The organism is Curtobacterium sp. VKM Ac-2852 (genome assembly GCF_013205045.1).
GTDB classification, from domain to species: Bacteria; Actinomycetota; Actinomycetes; order Actinomycetales; family Microbacteriaceae; genus Curtobacterium; species Curtobacterium flaccumfaciens.
This window is the reverse complement of the sequence record NZ_JABMLI010000001.1, coordinates 151971-172387: the sequence shown is the minus strand read 5'-3', so window position 1 is coordinate 172387 and position 20417 is coordinate 151971. Positions and strand designations below refer to the sequence as shown.

The 20417-nt window shown below is 71.4% G+C and carries 17 protein-coding genes; 11 read left to right on the top strand and 6 right to left on the bottom strand.

Annotated features, from left to right (window positions below; translation table 11 throughout):
* Positions 1 to 57 precede the first annotated feature (57 nt).
* Genes HQQ79_RS00840 through HQQ79_RS00830 form a run of 3 tightly spaced genes read right to left on the bottom strand, consistent with a single transcriptional unit; the run spans position 58 to position 3565 of the window.
* Positions 58 to 2139, bottom strand: coding sequence for a YhgE/Pip domain-containing protein (locus tag HQQ79_RS00840; RefSeq protein WP_173032189.1), 2082 nt, complete (start codon positions 2137 to 2139; stop codon positions 58 to 60).
* Entirely contained in the window at positions 2136 to 2906 is a 771-nt protein-coding gene (locus tag HQQ79_RS00835; RefSeq protein ID WP_173032188.1) for a hypothetical protein, read from the bottom strand. The genes HQQ79_RS00840 and HQQ79_RS00835 overlap by 4 nt, the downstream gene beginning before the upstream one ends.
* Positions 2903 to 3565 (bottom strand): TetR/AcrR family transcriptional regulator, encoded by a 663-nt coding sequence (locus HQQ79_RS00830; RefSeq protein ID WP_173032187.1) that lies wholly within the window; start codon positions 3563 to 3565, stop codon positions 2903 to 2905. The genes HQQ79_RS00835 and HQQ79_RS00830 overlap by 4 nt, the downstream gene beginning before the upstream one ends.
* Before the next feature lie 307 nt (positions 3566 to 3872).
* Here HQQ79_RS00830 and HQQ79_RS00825 point away from each other — a divergent pair, with 307 nt between their 5' ends.
* Both HQQ79_RS00825 and HQQ79_RS00820 read left to right on the top strand, forming a co-directional pair.
* Entirely contained in the window at positions 3873 to 7367 is a 3495-nt protein-coding gene (locus HQQ79_RS00825) for a S8 family serine peptidase (RefSeq protein WP_173032186.1), read from the top strand.
* A 143-nt stretch (positions 7368 to 7510) separates the two neighbouring features.
* A complete protein-coding gene (locus HQQ79_RS00820) occupies positions 7511 to 7675 on the top strand; it encodes a hypothetical protein (protein ID WP_155896763.1) in 165 nt (54 codons plus the stop codon).
* 104 nt (positions 7676 to 7779) lie between these two features.
* Here the strand turns inward: HQQ79_RS00820 and HQQ79_RS00815 are convergent, their stop codons facing one another.
* Complete coding sequence (locus tag HQQ79_RS00815; RefSeq protein ID WP_173032185.1) at positions 7780 to 7953, bottom strand: antitoxin; 174 nt, start codon at positions 7951 to 7953, stop codon at positions 7780 to 7782.
* A 208-nt stretch (positions 7954 to 8161) separates the two neighbouring features.
* Here HQQ79_RS00815 and HQQ79_RS00810 point away from each other — a divergent pair, with 208 nt between their 5' ends.
* The 6 genes from HQQ79_RS00810 to HQQ79_RS00785 all read left to right on the top strand — a co-directional run bounded on the left by HQQ79_RS00810 (position 8162) and on the right by HQQ79_RS00785 (position 14056).
* The gene (locus tag HQQ79_RS00810) at positions 8162 to 9496 is read left to right on the top strand and encodes an adenylosuccinate synthase (RefSeq protein ID WP_111056792.1); all 1335 of its coding nucleotides are present in this window, start codon (positions 8162 to 8164) and stop codon (positions 9494 to 9496) included.
* A 2-nt stretch (positions 9497 to 9498) separates the two neighbouring features.
* Positions 9499 to 10056: a low molecular weight phosphatase family protein gene (locus tag HQQ79_RS00805; protein ID WP_254066092.1), complete on the top strand. Its 558-nt coding sequence runs from the start codon at positions 9499 to 9501 to the stop codon at positions 10054 to 10056.
* A 292-nt stretch (positions 10057 to 10348) separates the two neighbouring features.
* Positions 10349 to 11323 carry a CPBP family intramembrane glutamic endopeptidase gene (locus HQQ79_RS00800; RefSeq protein ID WP_173032183.1) on the top strand — a complete coding sequence of 325 codons (975 nt, stop codon included), beginning with the start codon at positions 10349 to 10351 and terminating at the stop codon, positions 11321 to 11323.
* The gene (locus tag HQQ79_RS00795; RefSeq protein ID WP_173032182.1) at positions 11310 to 12677 is read left to right on the top strand and encodes a sensor histidine kinase; all 1368 of its coding nucleotides are present in this window, start codon (positions 11310 to 11312) and stop codon (positions 12675 to 12677) included. Before HQQ79_RS00800 ends, HQQ79_RS00795 begins: the two co-directional genes overlap by 14 nt.
* On the top strand, positions 12674 to 13345 hold the full coding sequence (locus HQQ79_RS00790; protein WP_071248459.1) for a response regulator transcription factor: 672 nt from the start codon (positions 12674 to 12676) through the stop codon (positions 13343 to 13345). Before HQQ79_RS00795 ends, HQQ79_RS00790 begins: the two co-directional genes overlap by 4 nt.
* Positions 13346 to 13417: 72 nt before the next feature.
* The gene (locus HQQ79_RS00785; protein ID WP_173032181.1) at positions 13418 to 14056 is read left to right on the top strand and encodes a TetR/AcrR family transcriptional regulator; all 639 of its coding nucleotides are present in this window, start codon (positions 13418 to 13420) and stop codon (positions 14054 to 14056) included.
* A gap of 207 nt (positions 14057 to 14263) precedes the next feature.
* On the opposite strand, the gene HQQ79_RS00780 is transcribed toward HQQ79_RS00785, so the two are convergent.
* Positions 14264 to 15547, bottom strand: coding sequence for a PP2C family protein-serine/threonine phosphatase (locus HQQ79_RS00780; protein WP_173032180.1), 1284 nt, complete (start codon positions 15545 to 15547; stop codon positions 14264 to 14266).
* Positions 15548 to 15621: 74 nt separating this feature from the next.
* Positions 15622 to 16344 (bottom strand): CPBP family glutamic-type intramembrane protease, encoded by a 723-nt coding sequence (locus HQQ79_RS00775; protein ID WP_173032179.1) that lies wholly within the window; start codon positions 16342 to 16344, stop codon positions 15622 to 15624.
* Between the two features lie 152 nt (positions 16345 to 16496).
* On the opposite strand from HQQ79_RS00775, the gene HQQ79_RS00770 reads away from it, so the two are divergent.
* Genes HQQ79_RS00770 through HQQ79_RS00760 form a run of 3 tightly spaced genes read left to right on the top strand, consistent with a single transcriptional unit; the run spans position 16497 to position 20390 of the window.
* Positions 16497 to 17948, top strand: a complete 1452-nt coding sequence (locus HQQ79_RS00770) for a polysaccharide biosynthesis tyrosine autokinase (RefSeq protein WP_111056798.1) — start codon at positions 16497 to 16499, stop codon at positions 17946 to 17948.
* Positions 17949 to 17962: 14 nt separating this feature from the next.
* The gene (locus HQQ79_RS00765) at positions 17963 to 18910 is read left to right on the top strand and encodes a hypothetical protein (RefSeq protein WP_173032178.1); all 948 of its coding nucleotides are present in this window, start codon (positions 17963 to 17965) and stop codon (positions 18908 to 18910) included.
* Positions 18894 to 20390, top strand: coding sequence for a sugar transferase (locus HQQ79_RS00760; RefSeq protein ID WP_173032177.1), 1497 nt, complete (start codon positions 18894 to 18896; stop codon positions 20388 to 20390). Before HQQ79_RS00765 ends, HQQ79_RS00760 begins: the two co-directional genes overlap by 17 nt.
* Positions 20391 to 20417 lie beyond the last annotated feature (27 nt).

The window sequence follows — 20417 nt, the reverse complement described above, 5'->3', positions numbered from 1 at the left end:
CTCTTCTGCTCACGAAGCGTGCGGCGCCGGCGCCGGCCCCGCCCCGTGCCGCGCCCGCTACCCGATCAGGCTCGGGCGCAGGTCGCGCAGCGTGCGGGAACGGGTCTGCCGCGCCGTGACCACGAAGGACACCAGGAGCGCCCCGAGCAGCCAGCAGAGCAGCACGCCCGCGTCGGACCACGCGGCGCCGAGGTTCCCGCCGTACATCGTCTGCCGGATCGCGTCGACCGAGTACGTCATCGGCAACGCGAAGTGCAGCGCCGCCAACGGCCCCGGCAGCGTCTGCCACGGGAACGTGCCACCGGCGGTGACGAGCTGCACGAGCATGAGCACCAGGCCGAGGAACTGCCCGACCGATCCGAGCAGCACGTTGAGCGCCATGATGATCGCCGCGAAGGTCGCCGAGGCCAGCACCATGATCCCGATCGTGCCGCCGACGTGCACGACGTTCAGGTCGAGGGCGAAGCGCACGATGAAGAACAGCGCCACCATCTGCACCAGGCCGAGGAGCGCTGGGGTCAGCCATCCGCCGAACACCACCGCGAGGGGCTTCCGCACCGCCGTGATCGCACGCTTGGAGATCGGCTTGAGGATGAGGAACAGCGCGTACATGCCGATCCAGGCGGCGAGCGAGATGAAGAACGGCGCGAGACCGGCACCGTAGTTCGACGCGGCAGCGACGTTGTCGTCCCCGACCTTGACCGGGTCGGAGATGACCGAGGCCTGCGACTCACGCTCCGAGGCGTTCGACGCCGGGATCTTCGTGCGGCCCTCGTCGAGCGACGACGCGAGCTTCGACGACCCGGTCGTGAGCTTGTCGAGCCCCGACGCGAGTGATGACGCGCCCTGGTCGGCGGTCTTCGCACCGGTCGCGAGCTGCGACGCACCGGATGACAGCGTCGGAGCGGCCGAGGCCAGCTTCGACGTGCCGTCCGCCACCTGGGCGGCCCCCGATGCGAGCGTGGATGCCCCCGTCGCCGCCGAGGAGATGCCGGACGCGAGCGTCGGCGCCGCGGAGGCGAGCGACGAAGTACCGGCCGCAACCTGTGCGGAGCCGTCACGGAGCTTGTCCACCGAGGACTTCGTCGTTTCGTAGGTGCTCTTCGCGGAGGCACCGGCGGTGTTGACCCGGGTGACGGCGTCGGTGACGGTCGACTGCAGGGCAGCCTGCTGCTCCTCGGTGAGCTCGACACCCTCGGGCAGGTTGTCGGTGATGCCCGAGATCACGGTCTGTGCGTCGAGGGGTCGGAGCGAATCGACGTCGGCGCTGTACGAGTCGACCGTGTCGGCGAGCTGCTTGTTGCCGGCCGCGACCTGCTGCGCCCCACTGTTCAACTGCTGCGTCTGCGACGGCAGCGCCGCCGTCTGCTGCTGCGCACTGGCCAGCCCGGACGCCAGGGTCGACGCCCCCGACGCCACCTGTTGCGCCCCGCTGTTCAGCTGCTGGGTCTGCGACGGCAGGTCGGCCGTGCCGGACGCGAGCTCCGCCGCGCCGGACGACAGCTTGCCCGTGCCGTCGGCGAGCTGGTGCGCGCCCGAGTCCGCCTTGGCGGTTCCGGAGGCGAGTTCATCGGCCCCGTCGACGGCGTCGCCGAGGCTGTCCCGCACGTCGGCGAGCCCCACGAGCAGGGTCTTCGCCGCCTGCTTGCCGACCCGCTCGGCGACGGCGGTGCGCATGGTCTTGCCCGCCTGCTCGGCGATGGTCGACGCCAGGTACGAGTTCGTGTCGGCCGTCGTCATGACGAGCTTCGCCTGCGTCGGGTCGTCGGACTGCGCGGACACCAGGTGCTCGGAGAAGTCGTGCGGGATGGTGACGACGAAGTCGTAGGTGCCGTTCCGGACGCCGGAGCGGGCATCGGCGGCACTCGTCTTCGTCCACTTGAAGTCGGCGCCGTCGATGGCCTCCTTCGTGACGTCCTTGCCGTAGTCGACGTGCTCGCCGTCCAGCGTGGCGCCGGCGTCGAGGTTCACGATCGCGGCGGGGATCTGGTCGAGCTTCGCGTAGGGGTCGCGGTTCGCCCACAGGTAGGCACCGCCGTACAGCAGCGGCACGATCATCAGCGCAATGAACGCCAGGCGTGCGAGCGGGGTCGCGGTGAGCCGCGCGAGTTCTGCGCGGACGAGCGAGGTGGTGGTCACTTCTGTGCCTCCGTCGGGACGGTTGCGGATGCTTCGGTGCCGGAAGGAGCGGCCGGGAGGCCCGGCTCGGTTCCGTCGGTTCGGGCCACGTCCTCGGGGTCCTCGGTCTGGGGCGTCACGTGCGTCGCGACGTCGTCTTGCGTCGCGACGTCGTCGTGCGTGTCGATCGTGTCGAGCAGGTGCTCGACGGTCGTGGCGGCGGCCTTCGAGGTCACGAGGACCACGGTCACGCCCCGTCGTGCGACGTCGCGGACCACCTGGAACCAGTCCTCGACGGCGCCGCCGTGTCGCTCGGGCGAGGTGATCACGATGCCGGTCACACCGTCGCGGAGCAGGGCGAGTTCGACGAGCAGTCGGATGCGCACGGCGGTCGGCACCCGCTGCACGGCGGTGTCGACGTAGTCCCGCAGTCCGAGCTCGTCGAGCACGGTGTCGACGTGCTCGCGGTTCGGGCGCTGCCCGGCGAACGCGAGCTCCTCGCGCACGATCTGCTTGAGGGTCATGACGGGGAACGGCTCGGCGACCCCGGGGGTGTCGACCAGGGCGAACGCGCGCCGGACGGCTGCCGGGTCCTCGTGGCCGTCGAGCAGCAGACGGCCGGTGTCGGGCTGCATGCGGCCACCGGCGACGAGTGACGCGAGGACGGGTGCCTGCTCGGTCTCGACGGCGAGGACCCCCGGGCGTCCGGGGGCGGCGACGGCGGAGACGACGGGCAGGGGCGCGCCGGGCTCCTCGCCGATGCCGACGTGGTCGAGTTCGAGCGTCATGCGTGGTCCTTCGGGGCAGAGGCGGGGGCGGGAGCGGGAGCAGCGGGTTCGGAGAGCAGTGCGGTGCGCCAGTCGATGCCGGCCATGCCCAGCGCCGACACCACCACCATGCGCCGTCCGTCCTCATCGCTCGTGCCGGAACGGGTGGCCTCGTCGAGGACGGCGATGCACGCGCCCTCGACCAGACGGCCGAGGGTCTCGGGGTCGACGTCGTCCCGCATGGCGCCGTCGGCGATCCCGAGCGCGCACGCCTGGCGCACCTGCGAGCGCAACGGGGCGAACACCTCGGCGACGGGTTCGGCGAAGGGGCTGCGCACGGCGACCCGGGCCATCGAGCGGACGTGCGACACCTCGCTCCAGAGCGTCACGGCGATGGCGGCGAGGCGTGCGGCCGGCGGGAGCTCCTGCAGGTCCGAGGTGGTGGGCATGGCGGCGGCGATCCGGGCGGCGCCGGCGGTCACGACCTCGCGCACCAGGTCGTCGCGCGAGGGGAAGTGTCCGTACACCGCACGACGCGAGAGGCCGGCGGAGGCGGCGATCGTCTCGATCGAGGCATCAGGGTCCTGCTGCAGGCAGGTCTTCGCCGCGTCGAGGAGGGCTGCCCGGTTCTCCGTGGCGTCGCGGCGGGGCGCGCGGGAGGGCTGCTCGGTGGTGGTCACGCACCCCATCGTAATAACGTGCACACAGGTGTGCAACTTAACAGGTTCCGTCCCCCGGACGAGGGGAGTCCCCCAAAGAGCGGACTGTCCAGCCTGAGAACGAACGCATAGCTTCACAGGAATCTCATGCGAACCACGGACTGAGCCTGGAGTGCCCTCTTTGAACCGTGCAACACCGATTCCCGACCCGAACCCAACACCCCATCGCTTCACCCGCGTCCTGACCGCCGGCATCGCCGTCGCGGCCCTCGCGTGTGGCGGTCTCGCAGTCGGGGGCGCGGCCTCCGCAGCTCCGGCCGGGATCTCGGTGGCCGACCTCAAGCTCTCCGCCCCGCTCCGTGACGCCAAGCCGACGAAGACCGTCGCCGCGTTCGTGCGCACGACCGGCCAGGGTGCCCTCGAAGTGGACGCCAAGGCGAAGGGCGGGGACCTGACGAAGTCGCGGACCCAGTCCTCCGCAGCCAAGAACCGCGTCGAGGCCATCCAGTCGACCGTCGCCGCGGTGCGGTCGGCCGTCAAGCGCGCTGACGCCCAGGCGGCCGAGCTCTACTCGACCGAGTACACCGTCCCCGGAGTCGCGGTCGTCGCCGACGTCGACGCGTTCCGGCAGATCGCGGAGCGCTCCGACGTCGAGAGCATCATCCCGCTCACGCCGAAGAAGATCGTCGAGCCGACGGTCAACGAGAACGCCGACGCCGCTCCCTCGGGCGTCGACCCGAGCCTGGTGCGCCCCGGTGCCGACGGCGTCGCGCCGAAGAACGCCGCGAGCGACGTCTACACGCGCTCGCTCGATGCCTGGCAGCAGACCGGCCACACCGGCAAGGACGTCAACGTCGCCGTCCTCGACACCGGTCTCGACTACACCCAGGCCGACTTCGGTGGCCCCGGCACCACCGAGGCGTACCAGCAGGCTCTGGCGAACGCGAGCGGCGGCGCCCCGGACCCCAGCCTGTACGACGCGTCGAAGTTCCTCGGCGGGTACGACTTCGCCGGTGCGACCTACAACGCCGACCCGACGGACCCGAACACCTACGACCCGGTGCCGGCTCCCGACGACAACCCGATCGACGGCAAGGGCGGCGACCACGGCACGCACGTGTCCGGCTCGATCGCCGGCTACGGCCTGACCGCCGACAAGCAGCGGTTCGCCGGTGACTACACCAAGCTCACCTCGCAGCAGGTGCAGGACATGTGGATCGGGCCGGGCACCGCGCCCGAGGCCGGCCTGTACGCCCTGAAGGTCTTCGGTGACGACGGCGGCTCGACCGACGTCACCGGTGCCGCGCTCGACTGGGTGGGTCAGGCACTCACCCAGGGCAAGGACATCAACGTCCTGAACCTGTCGCTCGGCTCCGACTACGGCGCGCCGGACGACCCCGACAACGCCAAGATCGACGCACTGACCGCTCGCGGGGTGCTCCCCGTGATCGCCTCGGGCAACGCCGACGACTTCACCGACATCGGTGGTGCGCCGGGCAACGCCGAGGGTGCGCTCACCGTCGCCGCGAGCGCCACCGGCCAGTCGCTCTACGACGGCGTCCAGGTCACCGCGCCGGCCGACGTCGCGAAGACCTACCGTTCGCAGTACTCGTCCAACTTCAAGGGCACCCTGCCCGTCGAGGGCGACGTCGTCGTCCCGACCACGAACATCGACGGCTGCGCAGCGTTCAGCCCCGCTGACGCCGCGGAGATCGCGGGCAAGGTCGTCTGGCTGAAGTGGACGGATGCCGCCCTCGAGTGCGGTTCCGCCGTGCGCTTCAACAACGTCGAGGCTGCCGGTGGCGTCGGTGTCCTGCTGGCGGGCACGCTCGACACGTTCGAATCCGGCATCGGTGGCAACGCGACCATCCCGGGTGCCGAGCTGACCGCGAAGAGCGTGGCGAGCCTCCAGGCCACCGCGAAGGCGGGGACCATGCACGTCCGCTTCGCGGACGAGCTCAAGGGCTTCGAGGTCGCCTTCGAGGCGGACGCCGTGAACACGCTCGCTTCCTTCACCAGCCGTGGCGTGCACGGGTCGTTCGCCGACATCGTCAAGCCGGACATCGCCGGCCCCGGGGTCAACGTGATCTCGGCGGCCAACGGCACCGGTGACGGCCGCATGTCGATGAGCGGCACCTCGATGGCAACGCCGGACGTCGCGGGCATCGCGGCGCTGACGTTCCAGTCGCACCCGACCTGGTCCGCCCCGCAGGTGAAGGCGGCGCTGATGAACACGGCGACGCACGACGTCAAGGACGGCGACGGCACCGCGACCCTGCTTCGCCAGGGCACCGGCCGCGTCGACGCGCTGCAGGCCGTCACGGCGGACACCACGGTCCGCAGCGTCGAGAACGGCCAGCTCGTCACCGCCTCGTTCGGTGTCGTCGAGGTCGCCGAGAAGACCACCGAGACCCGGTCCCTGCTCGTCGAGAACACCAGCTCGACCGCGCACACCTACGACGTGGCCTACCAGCCGCGGGTGTCCCAGCCGGGTGTGGCGTTCTCGCTCAGCACCAAGCGCGTCACGGTCCAGCCGGGCCGGGGTGCCGTCGTGGACCTGACGTTCACGATCGCCGACCCGACGGCCCTCCGCCGGGTCATCGACCCCACCCAGGAGTCGGTCCAGAAGGGGTACCAGCGCGAGTTCGTCGCGGCGGCCACCGGGCTCGTCACCTTCACCCCGACCGACACCACGACCGGTCCGCTGCGGGTCGGCACGTACGTCGCGCCGAAGCCCGTGAGCGCCGTCCGCGGCGCGGGCATCACGTACACCGGCTCCCAGAAGACCGCCGACCTGCCGCTTCGTGGCCGGGTGGTCGACCAGGGGACGGCGACGACGGGGTACCACGCGGCGGTCGCGCCGTTCGTGCTCGGCGGGACGGACCCCCAGGAGACGTTCGCGGACGGTTCGGCGTCGCAGTCGCTCCGGGCAGCGGACGTCCGGGCCTACGGGGCGAGCTTCGACAAGGCCTCCGGCAAGCTGGCGTTCGGCATCCAGACCGCGGGACCCGACGCCAACCCCGGCGCCGTGACCAACGTCGAGGTGCTGATCGACACGGACCGCGACGGTGAGCCGGACTACCTGGTCTACGACGCGAAGTCGGCGACCATCGACGCCACCCTCGCCACGACGGTGGACCTCGCGACCGGCAAGACCGTGGACGCGCAGCCCCTCAACGGCGGTGCGCCCGGCCAGGACGTCAACACCTTCGACAGCACGGTGAAGGTGCTGACGGTGGATGCCGCGGTGATCGGTGCGACGTCGACGTTCACGTACTCGGTCCTGACCGAGTCGGCCTACGCTCCGGCCGCGGCCACGAGCGGTTCGTCGATCGTGGACGAGACCACCGCGGTGGCCTTCAACCCGGCGAAGCCGCCCCTGGCCTTCGCACAGGGCTCGTCGACGGGTGTCGTCTTCGCCGACCGGGGCTCGCTCCAGGTCACGCGGTCGCCCGGTGTCGCGAGTGCCCGGGTCCTGCTGCTCCACCTCGGCAACGCGGTCGGCAGCCAGGCACAGAGTGTCGCCGCGACCTGGGTGGCTCCGACCCTGCAGCTCCAGAAGGGCAGCGGGGTGTCGATCGCCGGCACGCCGAAGGTCGGGTCGAAGCTCAAGGCGGGCCACGGCAAGTGGGACGGCACGGGCGTCACCTACTCGTACCGGTGGCTGCGCGACGGCAAGGCCGTGACGAACGCCACGGGTTCGTCGTACACGCTCGGCTCCGCTGACGCGGGGCACCGGATCTCGGTGACGGTCGTCGCGAAGGCGACGGGCTACCAGGACGGCACGGCGACGTCGACGCCGACCGCCAAGGTGGCGCGCTGATCCGCCGTTCGACACGGTGACCAGGAGGTGCCGGGCCCGGATCGGGCTCGGCACCTCTTGTTCGTGCAGGAGTCACGTCTCGCCGGTGCGTGTACAGGACAGGTAGTTAGACAAACTAGTTACGTGGTGCCAGTGTTGCTCCCATGCAGAACACGCTGAACCAGCTCCGGTCCAACCCGGTCGAGTGGCGCCGTCGTGGACTCACTCCGCCGGACGTCATCCAGGCCATGATCGAGCAGCGCCTGGCCGAGCCCGGGCACTCCCAGCCCGTCGGTGACCCGTCGTACCAGGACTTCTTCCGGAGCTGATCCGGGGTCGGCCGGGTGATCCGGGACGCACCGACCGACAGACGGGAGGCGCGGTGCCAGCTGGCACCGCGCCTCCCGTCTGTACGTCGGTGGCGTCTCGGACGTCACTCGCCGATCTTGCCGTCGGCCGCGTCCTCGGCCTTGCCGATCTGGTCGCCGTGCCCGCCGCCGGTCGCCTTGTCGGCCGCGTCGCCCGCCTTGTCGAGGCCGGCGTCCGTGGCCTTCTCGCCCTTGTCGCTGTCGGCGAAGTCCTTCGCCTTGTCTCCGATGCCGCTCATGTCGTGCTCCTTCCCTGGTGGATCTGGACGGGTCCGACCGTGCTCCGACGGATCCGGACGGACACCCAGGTGCGCTGGATGTGGACAAGGGGCCCACGGTCCACAGGGCGTCACGGCGGGTGACGCGCAGGTGACCAGCCGATAGACTCGGGTGGACCACCGGCCCGGACGGCCGTGTGCGGTCCTCCGCCAACGTGAGGAGAACCAGATGCCCGCAGCAGTCATCATCGGCGCCCAGTGGGGCGACGAGGGCAAGGGGAAGGCCACCGACCTCCTCGGCTCCCGCATCGACTACGTCGTGAAGTTCAACGGCGGCAACAACGCCGGCCACACCGTCGTCGTCGGCGGCGAGAAGTACGCGCTGCACCTGCTGCCCTCCGGCATCCTGACGCCCGGCGTGACCCCGGTCATCGGCAACGGCGTCGTCGTCGACCTCGAGGTGCTGTTCCAGGAGCTCGACGCCCTGCGCGCCCGCGGCGTCGACGTCTCGAAGCTGCTCGTGTCGGCCAACGCCCACGTCATCACGCACTACCACCGCACCGTCGACAAGGTGACCGAGCGGTTCCTGGGCAAGCGCCAGATCGGCACCACCGGTCGCGGCATCGGCCCGACCTACGCCGACAAGATCAACCGCGTCGGCATCCGGATCCAGGACATCTTCGACGAGAACATCCTGCGCCAGAAGGTCGAGGCGGCGCTCGACCAGAAGAACCACCTGCTGGTCAAGGTCTTCAACCGCCGCGCGATCGACCCCGAAGAAGTCGTCGAGTCGCTGCTCTCGTTCGCCGAGCGCCTGCGCCCGATGGTCGCCGACACCGCCCTCGAGATCCACCGTGCCCTGGAGCGTGGCGAGACCGTCCTGTTCGAAGCCGGCCAGGCCACGATGCTCGACGTCGACCACGGCACCTACCCGTTCGTCACCTCGTCGTCCGCGACCGCCGGTGGCGCCGCGACCGGTTCCGGCATCGGCCCGGGCAAGCTCGAGCGGATCATCGGCATCGTCAAGGCGTACACGACCCGCGTCGGCGCCGGTCCGTTCCCGACCGAGCTGTTCGACGAGTCGGGCGAGTTCCTGCGCGCCAACGGTTTCGAGTTCGGCACCACCACCGGCCGCCCGCGCCGCTGTGGCTGGTACGACGCCCCGATCGCCCGCTACACGGCACGCATCAACGGCGTGACCGACTTCGTGCTCACCAAGCTCGACGTCCTGACCGGGCTCGAGACGATCCCGGTGTGCGTCGCGTACGAGGTCGACGGCGTCCGTGTCGACGAGGTCCCGGTCAACCAGTCCGACTTCCACCACGCGAAGCCGGTGTACCAGGAGTTCCCCGGCTGGACCGAGGACATCACCGGAGCCCGCACCTTCGACGACCTGCCGAAGAACGCACAGGACTACGTCCTGGCCATCGAGGCGATGTCCGGCGCACGGATCTCCGCGATCGGTGTCGGCCCCGGCCGTGACGCCATCGTCGTGCGGCACGACCTGCTCGGCGCTGACGAACGTGCCGACGAGCGCGCCGGCGAACGCACCGACGCAGCGTGACGATGCGGATCCTGTTCGTCTGCAGCGGCAACATCTGCCGGTCCCCGCTCGGCGCGCAGGTCCTGACGGCACGGCTCGGCCCGGACGCTCCGGCGTTCGTGGTCGAGTCGGCCGGCACCATCGCGGACGACGGCGCCCCGATGGACGCCGCCGCGGCCGAGCAGTCCGTGCGGCTCGGCGGCGACCCCTCGGCCCACCGGTCGCGGTACCTGACGGCCGAGATCGTCGAGCGGGCCGACCTGGTGCTGACCGCTGAGCGATCGCACCGTGCAGCCGCCGTCTCCCTGGCGCCCCGGGCGTCCAAGCGGACCTTCACGATCAAGCAGTTCGCGCGGGTGCTCGCCGGCCTCGAGTCCGGTGACCTGGCCGACGTGACGACCCCGCAGCAGCTCGTGGAACGCGTCGCCCGGTTGCGCGGCACCGTCCCGCCGCCCGCCGACCCGGCCGACGACGACGTGGACGACCCCTACCGTCGCTCGACGGCGACCCACCAGCGCGTCGCCGACGAGCTCGACGTGGCGCTGACGGGCATCGCGGACGCGTTGCGCGCCGTGGTCTGACCCACTGACGGACGCCAGGCCCGGTGTCAGCTGGCACCGGGCCTCCTGACCGTCCGGGCGCGAGTGCGCCGCTCGGGACGCCGGTGTCTTCCCCCGACGCCGTCGAGCGCATGAGACGCCTCCGAATACCGCGGCGTCTCGAGCACGACGGGGCGTCGAGCGATGACGACGGCGTGTTCATCACCCAGGCGAAACCAGGGCCCGAACGGCTCTTGCATCCTTCGATGGAACTCCCGCAGGTGCATCCCGAAGCCGGTCGTCCCCGAGCGCGCTGGTTCCTAGCGTCGTGTACATGACGAACACCACCGAAGTCCGGCCCACCGCCGGCACCGCAGCCCGCGACCGAGGGGGTGTCCGCGGCCTCATCGCCCGGCACCCGCTCGTGTCCTTCTTCACCATGGCACTCGGCCTGAGCTGGCTCGCGTGGGTGCCGTACATCCTGTCGCCGCACGGCATGGGCGTGTGGGACATCCACTTCCCCGAGGTCCTGGGCAGCGCTCAGTTCACGGGCGTCCTGCCCGGGGCGCTCCTCGGCCCGCTGGGCAGCGCGTTCATCGTCACCGCGGTCGCCGACGGTCGCGCGGGACTCCGCCGCTGGGTCGGACGGCTGTTCCGCTGGCGGGTCGCCTGGTACTGGTACGCGCTGGCGCTCGTCGTCGTGCCGGCCCTGATCGTCGTGTCCGCGCTGCCGTTCGCCGGTGGTGACGTGCGGGCCCCCTCGGCCCTGGCCTTCGCCATGCTCGTGCCCGGGCTGATCATCCAGCTGTTCTCGACCGGCCTGAGCGAGGAGCCCGGCTGGCGCGACTTCGCCCTGCCCCGCCTGCAGCACCGCTTCGGAGGCCTCGGTGCCGCCGCGATCCTCGGCCCGATCTGGGCGCTCTGGCACATGCCGCTGTACTTCAGCGACTGGGGCGGCTGGCCGAACGCGCACTGGAGCGAGCCCGTCGTGTTCGCCCTGTTCACCATCACCTTCAACGTCGTGATGATCCAGGTCTTCAACAAGACCCGCGAGAGCCTGCCCCTGGCCCTGCTGCTGCACGTCGGCGTGAACAACACGATCTCGACGCTCTTCCCCGAGATGTACCCGAGCATGACCGCCGGCACGCTGATGATCGGCCTGACCATCATGTCGACGATCGCCGCCGCGGTGCTCCTCGTCGCGACCCGTGGCCGGCTGGGCTACGACCCCGCCCGACGCGCCCTGCCCCTCGACGCACCGGTCCCCACCCACGCCCGCCTCGTAGGATCCAACGATGGCACCCGCTGAGCACGACGCGCTGCGCGCACCGGCCGAGCCGGCAGCGCAGCGTGCACCGGCCGAGCCGGCAGCACAGCGCGCCCGCCGCGTCGACGTCGTCGTCGCCCTCGGCACGGCCGTCGTCGCCCTCGGGCTGCTGCTCGGTCTGCCGCCCCTGGACGCCCTCGAGCCCGACGGTGCCGCCCTGGCGCTGCGGGCGCCCGCACCGTTCACCCTGGCCTGGAGCGTCCTGGCCATCGGCTTGCTGGTCCAGTCGGCTGCCCTGCTCGCCGCCCGTCGGGCACCGCGCACCGTGCTGATCGTGGTCGCCGCCCTGCCGGTGGTGGTCGCGGCGCTCGCCCCGGAGTCGTTCGACGTGTTCGGCCTCACCGCACTGCCCGTGGTCGTCGCCGTCGTCCTCGCCGCACTCCGTGTCCCGCTGGCCCGCCTGTGGCCGACGCTCCTGGTCGCCGGGGCGCTCGTCGCCGCCGGCAGCGCGGTGCTGTTCGCCATCGCCGGTGGTGCGTTCCGCGGTGACTTCTCGACGGGCCTCGCCGGCTCGCTCGGGCAGGGCGTGCTGCAGGCGATCGGTGCCGTGGGCCTGCCCCTGCTGGTCACCCTGCTGGTGCAGTCCCGCCGCGAGGTCCGCGTCGCCCGCACCGCCGAGGCCAGCGCCGTGAACCGTGAGCAGGACGCCCTGGTCGACGCCGCGGTGTCCCGCGAACGCGCCGCGATGGCCCGTGAGCTCCACGACATCGCCGCGCACCACCTGTCCGGCATCGCGCTGATGGCCGCCGTCATCGACCGGCAGATCGACGCGGACCCGGAGCGTGCCCACGAGGGCGCCCGCCAGGTCCGGGAGCAGAGCACCGCCGTGCTCGAGGACCTCCGCCGCCTGGTCGGCCTGCTCCGCGACGACGCCCCAGCGGAGCGCGCCGTCGAGACGGTCGCCGGCATCGTCGACCTGGCCGAACGCGCGCGGTTCCGCAGTGACGTCCGGCTCGACGTGCTGCCGGATGACCGCCCGCTGGCCGACGGCGTCGGCCCGCTCGCGCAGCTCGCCGCCTACCGCACCGTCCAGGAGGCACTCGCCAACGCCGCCCTGCACGCCCCGTCCGCCCCGTGCACCGTCACCATCGACGACCGTGACGCGACCCGGGTGGTGATCCGGGTGGAGAACGCACCCGCCACCGTCCCAGCAGCGGGGACCTCTCCCTCGGGCGGCAACGGTCTGCGGGGGATGCGCGAGCGGGCGGACCTGGTCGGGGCGCGCCTCCAGACCGGCCCGACCGCGACCGGCGGATGGCTGGTGGAGCTGGCGCTCGGCCGGGAGGCACCTGCCGCACCCGCGCAGGCCGCCGACGGCACCGGGGTGGTCGCGTGATCCGCGTGCTGGTCGCGGACGACCAGCCCCTGGTCCGCGCCGGGGTGTCCGCGCTGCTCGGCGCGGAGCCGGACATCGAGGTGGTCGGGGTGGCCGCCGACGGCGGCGAGGCGCTCGCGCTGGCGCGCGAGACGCGACCCGACGTCGCCTGCCTGGACATCCGGATGCCGGTGATGAACGGCATCGAACTCGCCCGGATCTTCTGCGCTCCGGACGCCGATCCGGCGATCCCCGCGCTCATGCTGACGACGTTCGACCTGGACGACTACGTGTTCGGGGCGCTCGAGGCCGGTGCGTCCGGGTTCCTGCTCAAGGACGCCGAGCCGGACACCATCGTCGACGCCGTGCGACAGGTCGCCGCCGGCAACGGCACGCTCGACCAGGCCCTGACCCGGCGGGTGCTGCGGGAGTTCGTGTCACGGCGGAGCCTGCAGCCGGTCTCCGGCGACCGGGCCGACGGCGTGCTGACCGCCCGCGAGCGCGAGGTGCTCCTCCTGCTGGCGCAGGGGATGTCGAACGAGGAGATCGCCGCTGCGCTCGTGCTCGAGGTGTCGACCGTCAAGTCGCACCTGGCGCGGATGCTGCCGAAGCTCGGGGTGCGATCGCGGCTGCAGGCCGTGGTGTGGGCGTACCAGAACCGGATCGTGACGGTGCCGGACCAGCCGTAGGGCCTGTCCGGGGAACGCGCGTTCCCGTTCGGGGGACTGTGCACGGTCGCTCCGGGCTGGTGCAGTGTATGCATGCACATCGAAACGCCGCCGGTCACCACCTCCGACGACACCGCCCTGCGGGGTGAGGTCATCCACGGGATGATCACGGCGTTGCGTTCCCGTCCGCTGCACGAGGTGACCCCCGAGGTCGTCGCGGCTGCGGCCGGTGTGGACACCGAGGTCGTCGCCCGGACGTTCCCGAGCTGGGACGGTCTGCTGCTCGCGACCATCGACCGGTGGAACGAGGAGCGCACCCTCCCGCTCATGCCCCTGGCCGAGCAGCACGGCACCATCCGGTTCCTGCGCGCGATCGTCACCGCGAACGTGGCCGACCCGTCGCTCATGCGGTTCCTGACGGCGACGCTGAACATCGCGGCGTCGCCCGAGCACCCGCTCGCGCCGATGCTGCACGTCCGGTGGCGACGGTTCCACGCCTTCGTGCAGCACGCCCTGGAGCGCGACGTCCTGCTCGGCCGTGAGCCCGGCACGATGGAGCCGGCGCGCGGCTCGGAGCAGTTGCTCGCGACCTACGAGGGGCTGCAGCTGCAGTCCATGGTGCGGCCGGAGATGGACCTGCTCGAGGCCTTCGACCGCGCCGTGACCCGCCTGCGCGAGGGCTGGTCCCGCGCGTACGTGCCGCCCCTCTGGGACCTCGACCGGGTCGGTTGACCCTCCGGGTGGCCCGTCGGGCCGCCCCCGCAGACCGAGGACGCTAGGGCGTCCGAGGGCAGGCGCTCACCGTCTGCACGCGTCGCCGCACGATTCGGGTTCGAGCGGCGGCGCGTACCAATCCCGGCAGGCCGGCGTTCGTTCAGCGCCGCCGGTCGCCGTGCGCTCGTTCCGGGCCGTCCGTGGGCGTGCGCTCGTTCCGCGCCGTCAGTCGGCGTGCATCGCGAGCGGTCGCTCCGTGTCCACCTCGACGGGCTGCCGGCGGATGGCGATCACCGTGACGTCGTCGTCGTGCGGCACCTCGTCGGCGCGGGCGGACAGCGCGAGGACGACCGCGTGCGGGTCGCGGCCGGCGCGGGCGATCGCGGCGACGGACTCGATCGTGTCGTCGAGGTCGTCGTACAGGTCGAGCACGCCGTCGCTGAACGAGACGAGCAGGTCACCCGGTTCGAGGGCGCCCTGGGTCGTCGCCCACTCCTCGCGGATGCCGAGCCCGAGCGGCATGTCGCCCGACCGGAGCCGGTCGACGTGCCCGTCGGCGCGCAGGACGAAGCTCAGCCCGTGCCCGGCGTCGGCCCACTGGAGGCTGCCGTCGTCGGAGATCCGGGCGTGGAACAGCGTGGTGAAGGCGAGGTCGGGCCCGACACCTTCGGCGGTCAGTCCGTCGGAGGCCCGCTTCAGCGCCTCGCCGGGGTCCTCGACGGTCCGGGCGCTGCGCAGGGTCGCGCGCACCGCGGCCGCGATCAGCCCCGCGCCGACGCCCTTGCCCATGACGTCACCGAGGCTCACCGCCACGCCGGTCGGCGTCGGGTACCAGTCGAAGAAGTCCCCACCGACGCTCCGGGCCGGCAGGCAGGCACCGGCGACGACGACGTCCTCGGTGATGCGACCGGTCGTCGTCGGGAGCAGGGAACGCTGCACCGCTGCTGCCCGGTCGATCTCGGCGCGGACCTTGCCCTCGCGCGCTTCGGCGGAGCGCAGGCTCCGTCGAGCCCGGCGGGAGAGCTCGTGCACGACGACGGCGACGGTGCCGAACACGACGACGAGGATGCCCAGACGGACGAGTTCACTCGCGCCGGGCGCGTCGGACGGGGTCAGGACGTAGGGCGCGAGGATCACGACCACGATGCCCGCGATCGCGAAGAGCACGGTGCGACGGCCCTCGAGCGACGCCCACCAGACCACGGGGAGCACCACGATCGCGGTGAACAGCGAGGAGCCGGAGCCCGTCCCGGTACGCAGCAGCGCGATCGTCAGGAAGTCGACGGTGAGCAGGACCGGCACCACCCAGGCCGCGCTGCGCACGAGCGTGGGGATCGCGCTCATCAGCGTCGCGACCACCGTACCGATCACGCTCGCGACGAACAGGTGGTGCTGGGTGATCGCCAGCGTCGGCATCACGACGCTCAGGAACGCCGACAGCGCCAACAGGCCGCTGATCGGAGCCTGACGGACGAGAGGGTTGTCGACGATGCTGGTTGGGCGAGTCATGCTCAGTGCAGGCTAGTGGTCCGGGCTGCTGAGCGACCGACCCTGACCCCATCTGGGGACGCGGCCCTGGCCGCTCAGCGTGGCCAGGTGGCGACGACCGCGACCGCGTTGAACAGCACGTGCGCCAGGATCGCGCCGCCGATGCGGTCGGTCATCGCGACGAGCGTGCCGGTGAGCAGGCCGAGCAGGAATGTCGTCACGAACACCTGGAACCCGCCGAGCGACGTGCCACCCGCACCGAGCAGCAGGTGCAGCAGCGCGAACAGGAGCGCCGTGACCAGCACCGCGAGGAACCGCGTGCGGGGCGTGAGCTCAGCGGCGAGCCGGCGCTGGAACAGCCCGCGGAACACCACTTCTTCGAGCACCGGGCTGACGATGACGATGCCGATCGCCGACACGAGCAGCAGCCCGACGTCGGGCGTGCCGAGCGTCGGTGCCGGGACCAGCCCGGTCGACCCCGTGAACGCGATCGACAGGAACACGTCCACCGCGCGGCACACGATCACGATGCCGATCGCGAAGACCACGATCCCCAGGTCGAGCCGCAGCCGCGACACCATCGCCGAACGCGGGGTTCGACGGAGCACCACGGCGGCCGCGACGACGAGCGGCACCCACACGGCGGCGTCCGCGGCGAGCACCTGCAGGACCGGCGAGGGGATGCCCCCAGTCCGGGTGACCTGTCCGACGATCCGGGTCAGGATCACGGCGACGCCGAGTGCGACCAGGATGACGATGAGGTCGCGCTGTCGCCGCACGCTGGGCTCGGTGGTGGTCTGTGCCGGCTCGGAGCGCATGGGGCCACCGTAGAGGACACCGCGCGCCGGATGGCGACTTCCCCCGAGCAGCGCTCGTTCCTGTGGCACTATTTGTATGCCGTGCGCTGGGAGTACCCCGGCGTGCCTGTGTCGGGACCACGGGGACGGCCATGATCGGGGAAGGCAAAGGCGTGGAACTCCGCGACTACATCACGGTGCTCCGCAAGGGATGGGTGCTGATCGTCGTACTCGCCCTGGTGGGAGTGGCGGCAGCCGCAGGGTTCTCCCTGCTGAAGAAGCCGGTCTACTCGGCATCGGCGCAGGTCTTCGTCTCCACGGAGACGTCCGGCAGCGCCAGTGACCTGGCCCAGGGCAACACGTTCACCCAGCAGCGGGTGCTGACGTACTCGAACCTGGTGTCGACACCGATCGTGCTGCTGCCGGTCATCTCGTCGCTCAAGCTCGACATGAACGCGGACCAGCTCGCGACCATGGTGTCGGCGACGGCGCCGACGAGCACCACCCTCATCGCCATCTCGGTCGAGGGCACCGATCCGGTGCAGGCCGCGAACATCGCGAACGCGACCTCGCAGAGCCTGACGAACGTCGTGCAGGACATCGAGGCCACGGACGCGAGCGGCAAGAGCACGGTGAAGCTCACCCGCGTGAAGCAGGCCGACGTGCCGAGCACGCCGGTCAGCCCGAACGTCCCCGTCAACGTCGCGCTCGGGCTGCTCGTCGGGCTCGCCCTGGGCATCGGCATCGCCGTCCTGCGCCAGACCCTGGACAACCGGATCCGCACCGAGCTCGACGTCGAGAAGATCAGCGACAAGCCGGTCGTCGGCGGGATCGCCTTCGACGCCAAGGCCGCCGAGCGTCCGCTCATCGTGCAGGTGGACCCGCGCAGCCCCCGCGCCGAGTCGTTCCGCACGCTCCGCACGAACCTGCAGTTCCTGGACATCGGCACCGGTGCCCGCACGTTCGTCATGACGTCGTCGATGCAGTCCGAGGGCAAGAGCACCACCGTCGCGAACCTGGCGATCGCCCTGGACAGCGCCGGGTTCCGCGTCATCCTGATCGACGCCGACCTGCGCCGCCCCCGCGTCGCCGAGTACATGGACGTCGAGAGCAACGCCGGTCTGACCGACGTGCTGATCGGCCGCGCCGACCTGGAGGACGTCGCGCACCCGTGGGGACGCGGCAAGCTCGTCGTCCTGCCCGCCGGTCAGATCCCGCCGAACCCGTCCGAGCTGCTCGGCTCGCGTGCGATGCAGGACCTGATCGACCTGCTCGAGCAGCAGTTCGACTACGTCCTGTTCGACGCCCCGCCGCTGCTGCCCGTCACCGACGCGGCGATCCTGGCCAAGAAGGCCTCCGGCGCGATCGTCGCGGTCGCCTCGGGGCAGACGCTGAAGGGCCAGCTCGCCGCGGCCGTCGCCACCCTCGAGAACGTCGGTGCCCCGGTCTCCGGCTTCGTCCTGACGAAGATGCCGCTGAAGGGCCCAGGCGCCTACGGCCACGGCCGCTACGGCTACGGCTACAGCTACGGCCACGACGAGGACGACAACACCGTGACCACGTCGACGCACCCGCCGAAGCGTGCAGGCAAGAAGCTGGGCGTGCTCCGCCGCGCCGGACGCTGAACGGGGCCGATCAGATGAAGAATCGCCGGGGGACCCGAAGCCTCGGCCGCGCACTGCCCCGGACCACGTTCATCCTGGTGGCCGTCGTGGTGGTGGCGCTGATCGTCGTCGACGTGGTGCTCGTCGCGCTCGCCCTGGGCCGCACCGCGCCCGAACAGAACGGACCGGCAGGTCCGATCCCGACCTTCTCGCAGGCACCGGATTCGAGCGAGACACCGAAGCCGAGCGCGTCTGCCGACGCAGACGCCGCGTCGACCAAGCAGCAGGGTCGCCGCCTGTTGGCAGCGGTCGACGGCCAGGAGGCGTGGCGCGCGTCCGGTGGGTCGTGCGGCGGCCCGCGGCCGGTGCTGGAACACTCCGTGGACGGCGGGGCGAGGTGGGTCCCGGTGGGACTCGGGACGGATGTCGGATCGCTCATGGCGATCCGGGCCTCCAGTGCGGAGCTCTCGATCCTGGCAGGCGTCGGCGACGACTGCAGAACGACGGCGCGGACCAGCGCCGACGCCGGCGTGACGTGGCAAGCCGGGGCACCCGGCGCAGCCGGTGCCGGCATCAGTGCCGACGGCGTGGTGCTCTCGAAGGGGACCGTCCAGGCGCCGTGCGCCGACCCGATCGAGGCGTTCCAGGGGCAGCAGACCGCGGTCGTCATCTGCGACGGCCAACTCGAGTGGCGCACCGGTGAGGAAGCCTGGGTCGACGTGCCGATGGGCGGCGTGCGCTCGATCGCCGTCGACGGCAGCGACTACACGCTGGCCCGCGTGGGGGTCGCGTCGTGCGACGGCGTGCAGCTCGTGACGATGCCCGCCGCCGGGGTGACGCCGAGCACCCCCGTCACGCCGGTCGGTTGCGCTGACGGCGCGGACACGGACAACACCGTCACCATCGACCGTGCCGGCCAGGACGTGTGGCTGTGGGACGGCACGACCGTCCGGGTCTCGTCGGACGGTGGGGCGACGTGGTGACCGGGTCGTCCTCGTGACGGCGGACGCGCTCCGCGCACCGCGCGCCCTCGGAGCCACCGACGAGTGGAGCCGCACGTACTCACGCCGTGTGCTCTTCACCGACCTGCTGGCCCTGATCTGGGTCGTCTTCGGCGTGCAGATCGCCTGGCTCGGACTCGAGTCGAACCTGGCCACGAACACCGCCGACCTGCGACTGAGCTACTCCGCGATCTCCATCGTGGTGATCGTCGTGTGGATGAGCGCACTCGCCCTGTACGACACCCGCGGCGCGCGGGTGATCGGCGTCGGCAGCACCGAGTACCGCCTGGTCGCGGACTCCAGCGTCCGCGTGTTCGGCCTGCTCGCGATCGCGGCGTTCCTGCTGCACGTCGACCTGGCCCGCGGCTATGTGCTCATCGCGTTCCCGATCGGGATCCTCGTCCTCCTGCTGTCCCGGTGGATCTGGCGCCAGTGGCTCGTCGCCCAGCGTCAGCAGGGCGCCTACTCGGCGACGGTGCTGCTCGTCGGATCCCCGACCAGCGTGCTGCACATCGGCCGCGAACTCGCGCGTTCCCCCGAAGCCGGCTACCGCGTGGTCGGCGCCGTGGTGTCGACGAACCACCGCGGCCTGCTGGCCGGGTCGACCATCCAGAGCCACGGCGGCTTCGACGACGTCGGGTCCGCGCTGCGCGAGACCGGTGCCGACACTGTCGTGATCACCAGCTCTGACGACCTGCCGCCGGAGCGCGTCCGGGAACTCAGCTGGTCGCTCGAGCCGGGTCGGCAGCACCTGGTGGTCGCGCCGAGCCTGACCGACATCGGTGGCCCGCGCATCCACACCCGACCGGTGCAGGGACTGCCGCTCATCCACGTCGAGACGCCGACGTACTCGGGCCGCAAGCTCTACACGAAGCGCGCCTTCGACCTGCTCGGCGCGGGGCTGCTCGTCGTCGTCCTGTCGCCGCTGCTCCTCGTGCTGGCCGTGCTGGTGAAGACCACCTCGACCGGTCCGGTCTTCTTCCGGCAGGAGCGCGTCGGGCTGAACGGCAGCACCTTCCGGATGATCAAGTTCCGCTCGATGGTCGTCGACGCCGAGGAACGCCTGCAGGAGCTCAGTGCGCTCGACCGGGCCGAGGGCAACGACGTCCTGTTCAAGATGCGGAACGACCCCCGGGTCACCCGGGTCGGCGGGTTCATGCGCCGCTACAGCCTCGACGAAGTGCCGCAGCTGTTCAACGTCCTGGCCGGCAGCATGTCTCTGGTCGGGCCCCGACCGCCGTTGGCGCGTGAGGTCGCTCGCTACGACACACATGTCCACCGTCGGTTCCTGGTGAAGCCGGGGATGACGGGGCTGTGGCAGGTGAGCGGTCGGTCCGACCTGTCGTGGGAGGATTCCGTGCGGCTCGATCTCTACTACGTGGAGAACTGGTCGATCACGGGCGATCTCGTGGTCCTCTGGCGGACAGCCAAAGCCGTCGTCGCTTCGCGCGGTGCCTACTGATCGCGCCAGGTGCGGCGCGATGACTAG

Bases quoted from the DNA above. Each gene is read 5' to 3' on its own strand.
- HQQ79_RS00765 (WP_173032178.1), top strand. From the start codon at position 17,963: ATGAAGAATCGCCGGGGGACCCGAAGCCTCGGCCGCGCACTGCCCCGG.
- HQQ79_RS00820 (WP_155896763.1), top strand. From the start codon at position 7,511: ATGCAGAACACGCTGAACCAGCTCCGGTCCAACCCGGTCGAGTGGCGC.
- HQQ79_RS00780 (WP_173032180.1), bottom strand. From the start codon at position 15,547: ATGACTCGCCCAACCAGCATCGTCGACAACCCTCTCGTCCGTCAGGCT.
- HQQ79_RS00795 (WP_173032182.1), top strand. From the start codon at position 11,310: ATGGCACCCGCTGAGCACGACGCGCTGCGCGCACCGGCCGAGCCGGCA.
- HQQ79_RS00810 (WP_111056792.1), top strand. From the start codon at position 8,162: ATGCCCGCAGCAGTCATCATCGGCGCCCAGTGGGGCGACGAGGGCAAG.
- HQQ79_RS00835 (WP_173032188.1), bottom strand. From the start codon at position 2,906: ATGACGCTCGAACTCGACCACGTCGGCATCGGCGAGGAGCCCGGCGCG.
- HQQ79_RS00815 (WP_173032185.1), bottom strand. From the start codon at position 7,953: ATGAGCGGCATCGGAGACAAGGCGAAGGACTTCGCCGACAGCGACAAG.
- HQQ79_RS00800 (WP_173032183.1), top strand. From the start codon at position 10,349: ATGACGAACACCACCGAAGTCCGGCCCACCGCCGGCACCGCAGCCCGC.
- HQQ79_RS00775 (WP_173032179.1), bottom strand. From the start codon at position 16,344: ATGCGCTCCGAGCCGGCACAGACCACCACCGAGCCCAGCGTGCGGCGA.
- HQQ79_RS00805 (WP_254066092.1), top strand. From the start codon at position 9,499: ATGCGGATCCTGTTCGTCTGCAGCGGCAACATCTGCCGGTCCCCGCTC.
- HQQ79_RS00785 (WP_173032181.1), top strand. From the start codon at position 13,418: ATGCACATCGAAACGCCGCCGGTCACCACCTCCGACGACACCGCCCTG.